At 68.5% G+C, this 14,489-nt stretch carries 16 protein-coding genes; 4 read left to right on the top strand and 12 right to left on the bottom strand.

Features of this window, described 5'->3' with window-relative positions; genetic code table 11:
* Positions 1 to 37: 37 nt before the first annotated feature.
* The 10 genes from CVA01_RS13090 to CVA01_RS13135 form a co-directional block, all read right to left on the bottom strand.
* Positions 38 to 1,318 carry an ammonium transporter gene (locus CVA01_RS13090; protein WP_141331304.1) on the bottom strand — a complete coding sequence of 427 codons (1,281 nt, stop codon included), beginning with the start codon at positions 1,316 to 1,318 and terminating at the stop codon, positions 38 to 40.
* A 117-nt stretch (positions 1,319 to 1,435) separates the two neighbouring features.
* The gene (locus tag CVA01_RS13095) at positions 1,436 to 2,503 is read right to left on the bottom strand and encodes a heme-dependent oxidative N-demethylase family protein (protein WP_244938310.1); all 1,068 of its coding nucleotides are present in this window, start codon (positions 2,501 to 2,503) and stop codon (positions 1,436 to 1,438) included.
* Entirely contained in the window at positions 2,500 to 3,453 is a 954-nt protein-coding gene (locus tag CVA01_RS13100; RefSeq protein ID WP_244938311.1) for a PDR/VanB family oxidoreductase, read from the bottom strand. Before CVA01_RS13100 ends, CVA01_RS13095 begins: the two co-directional genes overlap by 4 nt.
* Positions 3,450 to 3,926, bottom strand: coding sequence for a dimethylamine monooxygenase subunit DmmA family protein (locus CVA01_RS13105; protein WP_141331306.1), 477 nt, complete (start codon positions 3,924 to 3,926; stop codon positions 3,450 to 3,452). The genes CVA01_RS13100 and CVA01_RS13105 overlap by 4 nt, the downstream gene beginning before the upstream one ends.
* Before the next feature lie 12 nt (positions 3,927 to 3,938).
* Positions 3,939 to 4,325: a EutQ-related cupin domain-containing protein gene (locus CVA01_RS13110; protein ID WP_014009560.1), complete on the bottom strand. Its 387-nt coding sequence runs from the start codon at positions 4,323 to 4,325 to the stop codon at positions 3,939 to 3,941.
* A 98-nt stretch (positions 4,326 to 4,423) separates the two neighbouring features.
* Entirely contained in the window at positions 4,424 to 5,449 is a 1,026-nt protein-coding gene (locus CVA01_RS13115) for a heme-dependent oxidative N-demethylase family protein (RefSeq protein ID WP_141331308.1), read from the bottom strand.
* Positions 5,446 to 6,423: a PDR/VanB family oxidoreductase gene (locus CVA01_RS13120; RefSeq protein WP_073884662.1), complete on the bottom strand. Its 978-nt coding sequence runs from the start codon at positions 6,421 to 6,423 to the stop codon at positions 5,446 to 5,448. The genes CVA01_RS13115 and CVA01_RS13120 overlap by 4 nt, the downstream gene beginning before the upstream one ends.
* A complete protein-coding gene (locus CVA01_RS13125) occupies positions 6,420 to 7,022 on the bottom strand; it encodes a dimethylamine monooxygenase subunit DmmA family protein (protein WP_141331310.1) in 603 nt (200 codons plus the stop codon). The genes CVA01_RS13120 and CVA01_RS13125 overlap by 4 nt, the downstream gene beginning before the upstream one ends.
* Positions 7,023 to 7,115: 93 nt before the next feature.
* Entirely contained in the window at positions 7,116 to 8,261 is a 1,146-nt protein-coding gene (locus tag CVA01_RS13130; protein WP_014009556.1) for a tyramine oxidase subunit B, read from the bottom strand.
* Positions 8,262 to 8,362: 101 nt separating this feature from the next.
* Complete coding sequence (locus tag CVA01_RS13135) at positions 8,363 to 9,622, bottom strand: allantoate amidohydrolase (protein ID WP_141331312.1); 1,260 nt, start codon at positions 9,620 to 9,622, stop codon at positions 8,363 to 8,365.
* Between the two features lie 118 nt (positions 9,623 to 9,740).
* On the opposite strand from CVA01_RS13135, the gene CVA01_RS13140 reads away from it, so the two are divergent.
* The 3 genes from CVA01_RS13140 to CVA01_RS13150 are packed head-to-tail and all read left to right on the top strand — an operon-like array spanning position 9,741 to position 12,449.
* Entirely contained in the window at positions 9,741 to 10,964 is a 1,224-nt protein-coding gene (locus CVA01_RS13140) for an NAD(P)/FAD-dependent oxidoreductase (protein ID WP_041629896.1), read from the top strand.
* A gap of 46 nt (positions 10,965 to 11,010) precedes the next feature.
* Positions 11,011 to 11,676 (top strand): helix-turn-helix domain-containing protein, encoded by a 666-nt coding sequence (locus CVA01_RS13145; RefSeq protein ID WP_014009553.1) that lies wholly within the window; start codon positions 11,011 to 11,013, stop codon positions 11,674 to 11,676.
* A gap of 20 nt (positions 11,677 to 11,696) precedes the next feature.
* Complete coding sequence (locus CVA01_RS13150) at positions 11,697 to 12,449, top strand: gamma-glutamyl-gamma-aminobutyrate hydrolase family protein (RefSeq protein WP_141331314.1); 753 nt, start codon at positions 11,697 to 11,699, stop codon at positions 12,447 to 12,449.
* Here the strand turns inward: CVA01_RS13150 and CVA01_RS13155 are convergent.
* Both CVA01_RS13155 and CVA01_RS14985 read right to left on the bottom strand, forming a co-directional pair.
* Positions 12,421 to 12,909, bottom strand: coding sequence for a hypothetical protein (locus CVA01_RS13155; RefSeq protein WP_141331316.1), 489 nt, complete (start codon positions 12,907 to 12,909; stop codon positions 12,421 to 12,423). The genes CVA01_RS13150 and CVA01_RS13155 overlap by 29 nt on opposite strands.
* 375 nt (positions 12,910 to 13,284) lie before the next feature.
* Positions 13,285 to 13,545, bottom strand: coding sequence for a PspC domain-containing protein (locus CVA01_RS14985; RefSeq protein ID WP_170209792.1), 261 nt, complete (start codon positions 13,543 to 13,545; stop codon positions 13,285 to 13,287).
* A 64-nt stretch (positions 13,546 to 13,609) separates the two neighbouring features.
* Here CVA01_RS14985 and CVA01_RS13170 point away from each other — a divergent pair, with 64 nt between their 5' ends.
* Positions 13,610 to 14,254 (top strand): LuxR C-terminal-related transcriptional regulator, encoded by a 645-nt coding sequence (locus CVA01_RS13170; protein ID WP_141331320.1) that lies wholly within the window; start codon positions 13,610 to 13,612, stop codon positions 14,252 to 14,254.
* Positions 14,255 to 14,489 lie beyond the last annotated feature (235 nt).

Consider the following 14,489-nt stretch of genomic DNA (forward strand, 5'->3'; position numbering starts at 1 on the left):
GGCAGGTCTGCCGCAGATTACCCGGAGGTTACGGCGTTCATTTCACGGTGTAGTCTGCACCGGCACTGATCTCCCGGTCGGCGGCGTCGCTGCCGGCCTCGTTCTCATCGCTGCCGGAGCGGTCGTAGGCGACCTCCTCGTGGACGGCGGCGTCGATGCCGATGCTCTCGTCCTTGGCGGTGATGCGGATCGGGTGGACCTTGTTCATCAGCCAGGCGATGGCGAAGGTGGCACAGAAGCTGTAGCCGACGGTGACGATGATGGCCACCGGCTCACGCCAGAGCATGTCCAGGTCGCCGCCGAAGAAGATGCCTGCGTGCTCGGCGGGGGCGTCCGGGTCGCCGACGAAGACGACGAACATCGCACCGACCATACCGGCGACGCCGTGGACGGCGAAGACATCGGCGGAGTCGTCGATCCCGAACCTGTGGGCCAGCCTGATCGCACCGAAGGCACCGGCGGAGCCGAGGGCACCGACGATGATCGAGCAGACCGGGTTGAGCGCGTCCGCACTGGGCGTGATGGCGACGAGGCCGGCGATCGCACCGGTACCCAGGCCCATGAGGGTGTAGGCGCCGTCGAAGATGCGCTGCATGATGATGAATCCGAGCATGCCGCCGGCCAGGGCCAGGATGGAGGTCATGACCACGTACTGGGCGAGGAAGTCGGCCGCTCCGGCGGTGCCGCCGTTGAACCCGAGCCAGCCCATCGCCAGCATGCCGACGCCGATCAGCATGATCGGCAGGTTGTGCGGCTTCTCCTTCTTGGCCATGTTGCGGCGGCCCAGGAAGATGGCGAGTGCCAGGCCCGCGGCGCCGGCGTTCATGTGGACCGCGGTACCACCGGCGTAGTCGTGCAGGCCGAGGTCGGCGAGCATCCAGCCGTCCGGGTTGAAGACCCAGTGGGCGACCGGACCGTAGACGACGATGACCCAGATCGCGGCAAAGCCCATCCAGGCGTCGAACTTCATACGGCCGGCGGCACCGGAGGAGACCAGGGCGACGGAGATCGCGGCGAAGAGGATGAAGAAGGCCGCGGAGATCGTGGTCCCTTCCCCGTCGTCGGCGACGAGGTCACTGAAGAACGAGAAGCCGAGCGGGTCACCGATGATCCCGCTCTTCGACTCCCCCATCACCAGGCCGTGGCCGATGATGACGTAGACGACGGTGGTGATCGCCAGTGAACTCATCACCATCATCATCATGTTGATGACGCTCCGGCCGGACAGCATTCCGCCGTAGAGCATGGCGACTCCGGGGAACATCAGCAGGACCAGCGCGGTGGCGGTCAGGATCCATGCAACGGAAGCAGCATCCATGGTCAGCTCCTTTGTAGTTTCTCTGTAGGTTCGTTGAAACGGTCAGTTATCAAGGTAAAAGGCGTTCATTTCCGGACAGTGCAGCCGATGTTTCCTGTGGGTGACAAGAGTTAAGTATCAGTTACCGGTGTCGGGACGCGTCGCCGCGTCCACTGCCCCGTAGGTCTCCAACCACTCCACCGCCGGCCAGCGAGTGCGGTCGACACCCTTGTATTCGGCCATGTCCTCGGGCAGTTCGGCGAGCACGTCGCGCACCCGCAGCGCCCATTCCGGGATCTGGGCGATCGCACTCAGCGGCTCCAGGTAGGTACGGATGAGGAACATCACCGCACCCGACCACTGCAGCCGTATGAGGTGCTGGACCTCGACCCGCAGGAAGACCCGGTCGCCGACCTCGGTCAGCGGACCGTTGACCACGCTGAGCCGGTCGGGGCCCCACTCCGGGTAGGACTCGGTGCCGGTGTCCAGTCGACCGTCGATGGTCAGCGTCCAGTTGGTGCGCCGGAACCGTTGGCCGGGTTGCAGGCCCATGATGAATTCCTGGGCCCGCTCGACGATCCCGGCCTCGTGCACCCGCGGTACCGGGCCATGGATCTCCGGGAAACTCATCCCCGCGTCAAAAGCCGGCGACCAGTCCGCGGCGAAGGTCACGACCATCGAGTCACCCCACAGCATGCCGTCGCGTTCAGCGAGCAGGGCGATGTCCTCCTGCACCTGGCGTCCGGCGAACTCCAGCGGGGCACACGGCAGGGTCGAGGTGTCTCCGACGGTGAAGTCCTGCTCCACCGGCGGGTCGGACAGCCGGTTCGACCAGTGCCGGTCATCGCCGGTGCCCGAGAGGGTGAAGTGGTCCGGGTAGACGGTCGCCAGTTCGTTGAGGATCGCGAGCAGCGCGTCCCATTCGGCGGAGATCATCCGCGGCAGCGCGACATAGCGCTGCGGGTCGACGGTGAGGACGCGGTCCTTCTCCCGCAGCTCAGCGGTATAGTGACGGTCGATGTCGATGACCGTTTCACCCCACTGACCTGCGGCGGACCGTCGGACCTGTTCGGCTGGCTCCACATTGGCGCTGTAACGGTAGGTCTCGTGCGGGAAGGGGAAGGGGAAGCCGGCGAGCGAGGACAGGGCGTCCTCGCGGGACGCCGGCAGCGGCTGACGGTAGACACCGTCGGTGATGGTGGTCATGGCAGTGCAACCTCCAGGGTCTCGCCCTCACAACGGGAGACGCACGGCAGCCAGGAGGTACCTGCGGAGCGCTCGTCGTCGGTGAGGACCGTGTCACGGTGGACGGGGACGCCGGCGGTGACGGAGAGGCGGCATTCGCCGCACACCCCCTGCCGGCACATGTTGGGGACGCGGTAGCCGGCGTCCTCCAGTGCGCTCAGTGCGCTGACGCCGGCGGGGACGTTGATACTGCGACCGGACGCCGTGTCGATGACGTCGAAGGGCTCGCCGGCGTCGAGTTCCGGGGCGGCGAAGGCCTCGAAGTGCACCCGGGACGCCGGCCACCGGTAGTCGGCGGCGCGGGCCCGGAAGGCCTCGATCATCGGGCCGGGGCCGCAGATGTAGGCGTGGGTACCGATCGGACTGGACGACAGGACGCGGTCGAGTGCGGCCTGTGTCTGCTCCGGCCCGCCGACCTCGGTGAAGGTGGAGCCGGGCCGGTCGCACAGCGCACGCAGTTCCTCGGCGTGGGCGGCAGCATCGGGGCGGTGGGAGTAGATGACGTCGACGGGGCGTCCCCACCGGGCGGCGTCGCGGGCATGCGACAGGACCGGGGTGACGCCGATGCCGCCGGCGACCAGAACCTCGCGGGTGGCGGTGTTCGCCCGGCGGAAGAGACTGCGCGGACGGGTCACGGTGACCCGGTCACCGACGGACAGCCGGTGGACCCACTGCGAGCCGCCGGCACCCCCGGGGTCACGACGGACCGAGATCTCGTAGGTGGTGGGACCTGCGCCGTCATTGGTCAGGGAGTAGGCGTTGGCGCCGGTGGTGCCGTCCTCGCCGGTCCAGTGGACGGCGATATGGCTGCCGGCGTCGAAGGGCGGGAGCGGCCCGTCTCCGACGAAGACGACGTGACGGATGTCCCCGGTGAGCGGTTCGACGGCGGCGACGGTCATCGGGAGTGTCATGACTCCTCCTCGGGCTGGTAGGCGAGGTAACTGGCGGTACGGCGGGAGAAGTGGTGGTAGACGACGATGCCGCGTCCGCAGTCCGGGCACTCCACCCCGTCACCGACGGCGACAGCGTGCGTCGAGACCGTGTGGCAGTGGCAGCAGGTCACGCGGCGCAGGTCCGGGTCCGTGAACGGGCTGCCCGGGGTGGTGCAGGTGAGGGTGAGTTCGGCGTCGTCGAAGCCGAGTTCCCGCAGCAGGGCCGCGGCCCGGAGCAGTTCCTCCTCCGGGCCGGTGAGATGCACCCTGTCCCCGACGACGGCCACCGCACACAGCGCCCGGAGCTCCACGGCGGTGGTGTCGAAGTCCCCGGCGGGAACCTCGACCTCGTGGTCGCGGAAGCGGGCGTCGGCGGGACGCTCCGGCACATCGGTCGCAGGACCTGTGGCGGTGAACCGCGGGACGGTCGTCGTCGACATCTGGACAGGCACGGTGGTGGTCTCCTATTCCGGCAGGTCTTCGCAACGGGCGTAGAACGCCAGGGCGAAGGGGTCCTCGGTGGAGAAGAGGATGCGGGAGCCCTTGGGGAAGAAGATGGCGTCGGTCGGGCCGGCGTACTCGACCTGACCGGTGTCCGCGTTCTCGAGGCGGAAGGTGCCCTGCAGGACGACCTTCATCTCGTTGTAGGTGTAGAGGTAGTCCAGCGGGGCGTCGGTGTGGTTCAGCTTGAAGTAGCCGGACCACAGCGAGGAGTCGGAGGGGTCACGGTAGACATCGTCGATGAAGCCCTCGGTGCCGGGGTACTCCTCGACGGGCATCTGCGGCAGGGTCTCGTGGAAGCCCTTGGTGACGAGGAACGGGTCGACGGTGGTGGCGGTGGGTTCAGACATTGGATCTCTCCTTGGTGGATTGGGTTGAACACTAAGAAACCTATGGCGCTACTTTTACCCCGCGGTCTCCGGCCAGTTTCCGGATGGTAAACGTTGAATCAGTTCGTGCAACCCGCGGCCCTGGCGCGGAGCCACGCCATCGCCTCGTCCCGCCAGTCCACGAAGCCCTTGTAGGTCGCGATGTCCGCCGGCAGTTCCTCGACGATGTCCGCGAGCTGCTCCGCCCATTCCGGGACCGTCGCGATCTCCGCCAGGGAGATCATGCAGGTGCGGATACTGAACAGGTGTGCGCCGGTGACGGGCAGACGGACGAAGTGCTCCAGCTCGATGCGCAGCTGGACCCGGCCCCAGTCCTTGTCCGCCACGATCCGGGCCGGTTCCCAGCCCCAGCGGTCGTAGGTCTCCAGGGACGCGTCCATCCGCTTCGAACCGATCCCGGAGAAGGTCCAGTTCACCCGGCGGAAGGTCTGCTCCCCGGTCATCATCATCATGAACTTCTCCGCGCGGGAGGTGATCCCCTCGCCGGTGAACCGCGGGATCGGCCCGTGGATCTCAGCGAAGCTCATGCCGACGTCGAACTTCACCGACCAGTCGTTGGCGAAGGTCACCAGGCCGGCGTCGAGGAAGATCTGCCCCTCCCGTTCGGTGGCGAGCAGCAGATCCTCGGGGACCTGGCGTCCGATGAACAGCAGCGGATTCTCGCCGAGGGACGACTCGTCTCCGACGGAGAAGGTCCGGTCGATGTCGAGCAGGTCGTTGCGCCAGCGGTACTCCCCCGCCCCGACACCCACGCCGAGCCGGTCGAGGTGCATGATCTCCGGATGGTCGGCGGCGAGCTGCGTCATGAGCCAGAGCATGACGTCCCAGCACGCCGGCCCCATATGGTCGGCGACAGCGAGCCGACCCGGATCGGCGCGCAGCACATTCTCCCGCGCGGCGATCAGTGCGGGATAGTCCTCGTCGACGGCGACGATGTGGCGTCCCCATTCGCCGGCGGCGGTGGGTTGGGGCAGGCGTGCCTCGCCGACGTTGACGGAGTAGCGGAAGGTGCGTTCACCGTCGCTGAAGGGCCAGGGGAAGCCGGCGAGCCGGTCGGTGAGTCGGGTGGTCTGTTGCGTGGTCACGGCAGTGTTACCTCCAGGATTCCGTTCCCGGTTCCCCGGGAGACACAGGTGAGAATGCAGTCGCCGGCCTCGCGCTCGGTGTCGTCGAGGACATGGTCGCGGTGGTCGAGGTCCTCGGCGGACGCGGCGACCTCCAGCCGGCACTGCCCGCACACGCCCTGACGGCACAGGTACGGTGCGGGACGCCCCTCCCCGAGCAGGGCGTCGAGCAGGCTGACCCCCGGTTCCACCCGGCGCGTCCGCACGTCGGGGTCCCCGGCGACGCGGTACTCGAAGGCACTGCCGGGTGGCAGGTCAGCGACGCCGAAGTGCTCCCAGTGCAGCCGCTCATCAGGCCAGCCCTGACTCGCGGCGACGCTGCGGTAGAGCTCGATCATCCCCTCGGGGCCGCAGGCGTAGGCACGGGTACCCAGCGGCTGGCGCTGGAGCCGGTCGGTGAGCACGGCGGTGAGTTCGTCGCGGTGGCCGACCTCGGTGAAACGTCCTCCGGCGGTGGTGGTGAGTTCGCGGAGTTCGGCGGCGAAGGCGTCCTCCGGAGCGGAGTGGCTGTAGACGACCTCCAGGTCCCAGCCGTGGAAGACGGCGGCGCGGGCGTAGGCGACGATCGGGGTGACGCCGATGCCGCCGGCGACGAGGAAGACCCGGCGTCCGCTGAGGTCGGGGGCGAAGGCGTTCTCCGGGCCACGGACCTCGACCTCGCTGCCGACGGCGAGATTCCCGTGGATCCACCGGGACCCGCCACCCTGGTCGAGCACCCCGACGGAGTACTCCGAGGGCGCGATCCCCAGGCCGGTCAGGGAATAGGAGTTCCACTTCCCGCCGGCGTTGATCTGCAGGTTCGCACCCGGGGAATAGCCGGGGAGGACGCCGCCGTCCGGTGCGGCGAGGTGGAGGACGCGGACCCGGTCGGTGGGCTGTTCCACGGCGGTGACGACGAGGGTGCTGACGCGGGAGGTGGGGACAGTGGCAGTCATGTGAGCGCCCCTGCCGTCGCATCGGAGCCGAGATACCGGGCCTGCGAACTGTTGACGTGCGGGTGGATGTCGAGCAGTCGGGCGCAGCCGGCGCAACGGACCGTGGTGCCGGGTGTCGCCGCCGGTGACAGGGTCTCGGCCTCGCAGTGGGCACAGAAGACGATGAGCGGGACGGCGTCCCCGGAGATGCCCGGGGCGGTGGCGACGGCCCGGATCTCCGAGCGCAGCATCCCGGCCTCCAGGGCGGCGGCGATGACGGTGAGGACCTGCCATTCGGTGCCGGTGACCAGCAGGCGCAGACCGACGGTGGCGGTGTCGAGCATGCGGCGCAGCTGGGGCAGTCCGGTGAGGCCGCGGTCGGTGCCGGGGCGCAGCAGTGCAGGGGTGGTGACCCGTGGTGCGCGGACCCGGACCTGGAGCGGTTCGATGCCGCGGGCGCGGAGGTCGCGGAGCCAGTGGTCTCCGGCGCCGTCGTCCCCGTCGCCGAGGACGAGCATCTGCTCGCTGGAGGTGTCGTCGACGGGTGGGGGTGTCTCGGACCAGCGCGGCAGGCTGGTGGCCGGTGGTGCGGGGGCAGTGTCTGCTGTGGTCGCTGTCATGAGTTCATTGTCATGACCTCCCGTTTCACAGCGTGAGCCGCCCGGTTAAAGGACGGTGACGTCCCCGGGCGGCTCGCGAAACACGGTGGCAATCTACGCCAGTTCAGGCTTCTCCCACAGGTTGAGCACCTGGCCGATGTTCTTCTCCTCGGCGGTGGCGTAGAGGTCGGTCGCCCAGGCGACGTCCTCGACCGGCATGCCGCCGACGGAGTAGATCGTCACCGTCTCGGGGTCCCAGCCCGGGGCCTTGCCCTCGGCGACATCGGCGACGACCTCGATCTTGGACTTGTCGAGCTTGCCCTCGCGGGCCAGGTCGTACCACTTGGTGCCCGGGATGCCGAGCAGGACGAAGGCCTGGTCGCCGTACTCCTCCTCCCAGGCCTCGTAAAGACCGTAGGCGTCGAGCACCAGGCGGGCGTTGCCCGAGAGGAACTCGTCGTCGAAGCGGGCGGCGGCCGGGGCGGCGACGAGGCAGCCCGGCTTGAGCCACTCCTCCTTGAAGTAGGGGAAGGCGGACGGGCCGGCGGCATCGGTGGTGGTGGACGCCATGACGATGTCCGCGTCCTTCACGGCTTCCTCGATGGAGTCGCAGCCGACGACCGTCACGTCCGGGTACTTCTCGTTGATGTAGGCGGCGAAGTTGTCGATGCCGCGCTGGGACCGGCCCTTGACCTTGATGGTCTCGATGCCGGGTCGCAGAGCGATGATGGCGTCGGTGTTGGTCTTGGCCATGACGCCCGGGCCGACGACGGCGAGGATCTTGGAGTCCGGGTTGGACAGGTACTTCACACCGACGCCGGGGACGGCACCGGTGCGCACGGCGGAGAGGATGTTGGCGCTCATGATCGCCTTCGGGGCACCGGTGACGGTGTCGTTGAGGACGAAGACGTGGATGGAGCGCGGCAGGCCGTCCTTCTTGTTCTCAGCGTTGGAGCCGTACCACTTCACACCGGTGTTGTTGAAGCGACCGCCGAGGTAGGCCGGCATCGCCATGAAGCGGCGGTCCGGACCGTCGGCGGGCATGCCCTCGAACTCGGGCTTCTCCGGGAAGGAGATCATCGCACCGTGGGAGTTGTGGTTGAGACCGGCCATCATGTAGTCGCCCTTGTTGAGCAGGATGAGGGTCTCCTCCATGACGTCGACACAGCGGGCGATGTCCTGCACACCTGCGGCGATCATGTCGGGTTCGCTGAGGTAGCGGAAGTTGATGGTCGTGTCTGCGGTGATGGCGGTAGTCATGTGCGGGCGCTCCTTGCGATTCCCTTGAGTGGCGGACGTTGAATAATATGAAACTTACGGAGGGCGCTTTTCCGTCCCGTCAACGAGTTGTTTCGCGTCGGTTAATCATTTCCGGCGAGTGCGGCCAGCGACCGCGTCAGCGCGCGGAGACCTGCGATGACGTCATCGTCCGCGGCATCCTCCAGCGGAGAGTGGGAGATGCCGTGCGGCGAGCGGACGAAGAGCATCGAGGTCGGCATGACCGGCGCGAGAATGCCGGAATCATGGCCGGCCTGGGTCGGCACCTCCGGCAGGTACTCCCCCGCCTCGGCGGCGAGCTTGCCGTGCAGGTCCCGCAACTCCTCGTCGAACTCGACGACCGGGGCATGCGAGATCTTCGCCACCGTCACCTCCACCCCGTGACCCTCTCCCGCTTCACGGGCGGCGGACGCGATCCGGTCGACCATCTCGACGAGCACCTCATCGGTCGCAGCGCGGGCATCGAGCAGTGCCACCACCCGTGCCGGAACGACGTTCGGCCCGCCGGGCTCGACATGGAAGCGTCCGAACGTGGCGCGGGCGTCCAGCTCCTCAGCGACCGCCCGGGCGGCGAGAACAGTGGACGCGAAGGGCAGGGCGGCGTCCTTCCGGTCGAACAGACGGGCGGTGCCGGCATGGTCGGCGACACCGTCGAAGGTGAACGACCAGCGACCGTGCGGCCAGATCGCCGAGGCCACGCCGACCGGCGCCTCCAGGCCGACGAGCTGCTTCCCCTGCTCGATGTGCACCTCGACCTGGGCCCCGGAGCGGGTGATCTCGGCGTCGTCCCGGCCGATGCGGTCCGGGTCCGCTCCGGCGGCACGCATCGCCTCGGCGAGACTCACCCCGTCGGCATCGGTGAGCGCGCGGGCCTTCTCCGGATCCAACACACCGGACATGAGCTTGGAACCGAGGCAGGCCACGCCGAAACGGGTGCCTTCCTCATCCATGTAGTCGACGACGCCGACCGGCCGGGCACGGACGAACTCCCCGCGCGCCTCGGCGGCGGCGAGGGCGTCGACGGCGAGGAAACCGAGCAGGACGCCGAGCGGACCGTCCCACTTCCCGCCGTCGGCGACCGAGTCGAGGTGCGATCCGGTGACGACCCCGGCATCCCCGTCGGCAGGGCGCCCACCCCACCAGGCGCGGATATTGCCGTTGGCGTCGGCGTGGACCTCCATCCCGCGGGCGGACGCCTGAGCGGTGAACCACCTGCGCAGGGCGGCGTCCTCCGCGGTCCAGGAGTAGCGGCGGGTGCCGGTGGGGTGGACCCCGATCCGGTCGAGCTCCGCCCACATGGCGCGGAAGGTGGTCAGGGCGGTGTCTGGCACATCAATTAGCATGCGTTCTTCCTGTCGTTACATTCCGGAAACACGGAAAGTGTTTCATCTCAGTTGTCTCCGATTCACAGCAAGAATCTTCGTCCAGCATACGCTTCACCCACAGACAGGACAACAGCACATGAGCACCGGAAGCACCACCACCAGCACAGACACCTACGACTACGTCATCGTCGGCGGCGGCCTCGAAGGCCTCGCGATCGCCTGGGGACTGACCTCCCGCGGCGAGAAGAGCGTCCTCGTCATCGAACGCGACCAGCTCTGCGGCGGCATGACCGGCAAGTCCTCCGGCGTCGTCCGCGCCCACTACGGCACCCCCTCGGTGGCGAAGATGGGCTGGAAGGGCACGAAGTTCTTCCACGACGCCCCCGAGATCCTCGGCGACGACTGCGGCTTCCGTAACTGCGGCTACATGGTCGCCGTCGGTGAGGAGAACGTCGGCAACCTCGAGGCCACCATCGCCATGCAACAGGGCCTCGGCGTGGATGTCGAGTTCATCGGCGGCGACAAGGCCCGCGAGCTCTGGCCCGGCCTGCACGTCGACGACTTCGCGAAGATCGCCTACGAGCCCCTCGGCGGACGCGGCGACGCCCCGATGCTCGGCATGGCCTTCTCCGTCGTCGCCCGTCAGCAGGGCGCGAAGATCCGTCAGGGCACCACCGTCACCGGCTTCACCCGTGAATCCGAGGCCGACGGGGCCCGGGTCACCGGCGTCACCCTCGGCGACGGCTCCACCGTCGGTGCGGGCCAGGTCATCCTCGCCACCGGTGCCTGGGCCGCCCAACTGGGCGAGACTATCGGCCTGGACATCCCGGTCCGCGCCCAGCGCGCCCAGCTCATGCTCGTCGACCCCGGCGAGCCGCTCCCCCACGTCCCGGTACTCTCCGACCTCGTCAGCCTGCAGTACCTCGCCGGCGAGCCCAACGGCGACATCCTCTGCGGCAACTCCGACCACCACGACGTCCACTGGGCCGACCCGGACAACTACCCCAACAAGGCCGACGACGACTTCATCGAGTGGACCATCGGCAAGCTCATGCACCGCCTGCCGGACATGCCGAACCCCGGACTGACCAGCACCTACGCCGGCTGCTACGACACGACCCCCGACTACAACCCGATCATGGGCCCCTCCGGGATCGACGGACTCTTCCTCGCCGTCGGCTTCTCCGGCCACGGCTTCAAGATCGCCCCGGCCGTCGCGGAGTTCGTCGCCGACCTGCTGCTCGACGGGGACTCCTCCGACCCGGACATCCCGGCCTCTGACTTCCGGCTGTCCCGCTTCGCCGAGGGCGACCTCACCCGCAGCCTGCACCCCTACATCGGTGCCGGCGAGATGCGCTGACCTTCTTACCCTGTGGTTTCCCGCGGTTACAGCTACGATCATTGCCATGACACCCCAGCCTGGCATCCCGGACCACGAGCTCGACGATCCGCAGTCCCCGGTCGAGGACCACTCCATCGAGGTCGGCCTCGGCCACCGGGTACGCGCCCTGCGCACCTCCCGGGGCATGTCGGTCGCCGCACTCTCGGAACGGGCGGGCCTGTCCAAGGCGATGCTCTCGAAGATCGAGAACGCCCAGACCTCCTGCTCCCTGACCTCGGTGGCTCACCTCGCCGCCGCCCTGGACGTCCCGGTCGCCACGCTTTTCCAGGACTCCTCGGTGGAGCGTCCGGTCGCCTACACCCCGGCCGGCAAGGGAACACTCATCGACGGTCGCGGCACCCGCCACAACCACATCTACGAACTGCTCGGCTCCTTCCGGGGCCGCGGCGGTTCCGCCTCCGGTCCGCACCTGGAACCCGTCCTCGTCACCCTCAACAACCGTTCGGAGACCTACCCACGTTTCCAGCACCCGGGCACCGAACTGCTCTACATGCTCGACGGTGACATGACCTACCGGTACCAGGAAACCGACTACCGCATGCAGCCCGGCGACGCCCTCCTCCTCGACGGCGAAGGCGTCCACGGCCCCACCGAGCTCACCGAACTGCCCATCCGTTTCCTGGCGATCACCGCCTACCCGACCGACACCACCGGCGCACCCGCCGACTGATCCAGCAAGGAGCACCGACCGTGACAGCTCTCCCCTCCGTGACCACTGTCGAGGTGTTCCACCCCCTGACCTCCCGACCAGACGCACCCGAATTCCACGACCTCCTCGGCGTCCTCAATGACGGTGTGCGTGCCGCCGTCGACGCGCTGGGCTGGAGCGTCCACTTCACCGCCTCCGGCGAGGTCGGCGCCGATGCCGCCCTCGCCGCCGCCCGGGACGCCGATCTGCTCATCGTCATGGGCGGGGAGGATGTCACCCCCACCCTCTACGGAGCCACCGCCGACTACGAGGACGCCGGCCTGCACCGTCCTGCCGCCGACATCGCCGAAATCGCCGTCATCCGGGACGCCGTGGCCCGTCGCGCCCCGCTACTCGGCATCTGCCGCGGACTGCAGCTGATCAACGTCGCCTTCGGCGGCACGCTGGTCCAGCACCTCCCGCCGGACTGCCTGCACCGGGACCCCGGCGCCGACCCCTTCGTCACCACCACGGTGGCGCCGGTCCCCGGGACCGACGCCGACGGCCTCGACCTGGCGTCCCCCGTGCGTTGCACCCACCACCAGGCCGTCGGGGAGCTCGGTGCCGGCCTCACCGTCGTTGCCCGCGCCGGCGACGGGGTGGTTGAGGCGGTCCTGCACGAGGACGCCCCGCTGACCGGTGTCCAGTGGCACCCCGAGCATCCCGACGTCGCCGTGGACCAGCTGACCACGCTCCTCGAGCGGATGCGCAGGCAGCTGGAACGGGTCAGTCGGTCTGATGCTGCCGCATCCTGACCTCGGACATCCTGGACTGTACCTCGACGGTCAGCGTGTGCTCGGGGTCTGAACTGTCGTCCTTGTCCCTGCCGGAGGGGATGACGGTACCGTCGAGCTGCTCACAATCCCCGTCACTGGCCGCAACCTCGGAGCAGTCCACCTGCAGCAGGTAGGACGGGCCGTCCGCCTCAGTCGGCACCAGGACATCGACACCGCTCAGGCGGCTGTCGATGATGACCCGCGCGTCCTTCCTGTCGGTCGGGAAGTCCAGGTTCCGCAGATCGACGTCGACGTCGGCGAGCAGGGCCTTCACCGTGTGGTCCCGCTCGAGGGACTCCACCGTGACCGTCGACCCGGTGAACCGTCGCGAACTCATGGTGTCCGTGTCCTCGTTCTTGACGTTGCCGGCCCCGAACCCGAGTGCGGCGACCAGGGCGACAAACGCCAGCACCAGCGCCAGCACCACGCCGAGCACCACGCAGCCGAGTCGACGCCAGGCGCTGCGACGCGGACGGGTCGGGGGGTGGGCTCCGGCGGCACGGGCAGGTCCCAGGCGAAGGGGGCGGTACCCAGCGGATCCCAGGACGGCGGGGTGGTGCGCGGCGGGGTGAACCCCTCCGCCGGAGTCAGCGTGCCCAGGTCGACGCCTCGGTAGGTGGCGTCCTGCTCAGTGGTGACCGGGGTGGTGAGCCTTGCGGGTGGAACGGGAAGTCGCTGGTGCAGCAGCCACCATGCCACCGCGGTGACCACCACGCCGCCGACGACGCCGCCGAGCGTGACACCGCCGCGACCGGTACCTCCGAGGACCAGCAGGATGATGCCGACGATGAGGGTGCGCGTACCGACCTCACGGTCAGGGGTCTAGCGCGGGTCCCGCTCGTTCTTCAGCAGCACCTCCACCGGCGACAGCGGGACGCCGGTAGCGCGGCATGACCAGCAGGGCCACCAGGTAGAACCACAGCCCCCGGCCACCGAGGGTGACGCTGAGACCCACCACGAGGCGGACCAGGACCGGGGAGACCTGGTAGCGGACGGCGATGCCCTCACACACACCGAAGAACCAGGTGTTCGGGGACTGGGAGCGGGGAAGCCGGACCGGCCGGGTCGTCCACATCCGGCGGACCTGGGGTCTCGAAGCTCTCCGTCTTGTTGTCTGTCGTTCAGGCACTCTGGAGTCCATGACCACCACCAGTGTGCCTGAACGACAGGCTCCCCCGGCGCCCGAACTGTACCGGGTCCGGGAGGGACGCGTCCTCTCTGGCGTCTGCGCGGGGCTGGGGCGCACCTCGGCGTCGCAGCGACGACAGTGCGACTCGTCTTCGTCCTTGAAGGATTCACCCGAGCGGCCCCGATTCCTGGGGCTGAGTGTCTCGGACGACCCGGTGGACGTCATCGCGCTCATCCGCGGTGGAGCACGTGGGTACGTGGCCAAGAACATCGACATCGCCGAACTGGCGGAAGCGGTGCGCCGGGTGGGTGACGGGGACGCCGTCCTCTCCCCCAGGCTCGCAGGCTATGTACTGGATGCCTTTGCCGCCGGTGGAGCCTCGGCAGGTACCGGAACTCCCGGTCACGGTGCCGGCACAACGTCCGGCGACAACCATGACGAGGACGCCGGGTCCCCACTGATCGACGACCTCACCCCACGCGAGGTCGAGGTCATGCGGCTGCTGGCCCGCGGTTACACCTACCGGGAGATGGCGGAACGGCTCTTCATCTCGGTGAAGACGGTCGAGACGCATGTCTCCCACGTATTGCGGAAAACCCAGCAGACGAACCGTCAGCAGCTCTCCCGCTGGGTCTCGGACAACCGGCTGGGGTAACGGTCTTCCCCGTGCCGGTCCTTCCACCCCCAAACTGACCGGGACCCGCATGAACCGCACGAAACTGAGCACACAGCGCGCGAAGCCGCCACTTCGCCGGATCCCTGCTCACTTCCGTGCGCCCCGGGGCGCCGGTCCCACCACCACCCACCACAACGGAGTGCCCAGCACCCGTCCTCCGGGTACGCGAAAAAGAGGTCAGGCCCGGCTGATCATCCGAAGATGACCAACCAGG

It is taken from the genome of Corynebacterium variabile, assembly GCF_006539825.1.
GTDB lineage: Bacteria > Actinomycetota > Actinomycetes > Mycobacteriales > Mycobacteriaceae > Corynebacterium > Corynebacterium variabile.

What these genes read in the sequence shown, in the direction of transcription:
- CVA01_RS13090 (WP_141331304.1), bottom strand. Translation starts at nt 1,318, where the DNA reads ATGGATGCTGCTTCCGTTGCATGGATCCTGACCGCCACCGCGCTGGTC.
- CVA01_RS13095 (WP_244938310.1), bottom strand. Translation starts at nt 2,503, where the DNA reads ATGACCACCATCACCGACGGTGTCTACCGTCAGCCGCTGCCGGCGTCC.
- CVA01_RS13100 (WP_244938311.1), bottom strand. Translation starts at nt 3,453, where the DNA reads ATGACACTCCCGATGACCGTCGCCGCCGTCGAACCGCTCACCGGGGAC.
- CVA01_RS13110 (WP_014009560.1), bottom strand. Translation starts at nt 4,325, where the DNA reads ATGTCTGAACCCACCGCCACCACCGTCGACCCGTTCCTCGTCACCAAG.
- CVA01_RS13120 (WP_073884662.1), bottom strand. Translation starts at nt 6,423, where the DNA reads ATGACTGCCACTGTCCCCACCTCCCGCGTCAGCACCCTCGTCGTCACC.
- CVA01_RS13125 (WP_141331310.1), bottom strand. Translation starts at nt 7,022, where the DNA reads ATGACAGCGACCACAGCAGACACTGCCCCCGCACCACCGGCCACCAGC.
- CVA01_RS13130 (WP_014009556.1), bottom strand. Translation starts at nt 8,261, where the DNA reads ATGACTACCGCCATCACCGCAGACACGACCATCAACTTCCGCTACCTC.
- CVA01_RS13135 (WP_141331312.1), bottom strand. Translation starts at nt 9,622, where the DNA reads ATGCTAATTGATGTGCCAGACACCGCCCTGACCACCTTCCGCGCCATG.
- CVA01_RS13140 (WP_041629896.1), top strand. Translation starts at nt 9,741, where the DNA reads ATGAGCACCGGAAGCACCACCACCAGCACAGACACCTACGACTACGTC.
- CVA01_RS13145 (WP_014009553.1), top strand. Translation starts at nt 11,011, where the DNA reads ATGACACCCCAGCCTGGCATCCCGGACCACGAGCTCGACGATCCGCAG.
- CVA01_RS14985 (WP_170209792.1), bottom strand. Translation starts at nt 13,545, where the DNA reads ATGTGGACGACCCGGCCGGTCCGGCTTCCCCGCTCCCAGTCCCCGAAC.
- CVA01_RS13170 (WP_141331320.1), top strand. Translation starts at nt 13,610, where the DNA reads ATGACCACCACCAGTGTGCCTGAACGACAGGCTCCCCCGGCGCCCGAA.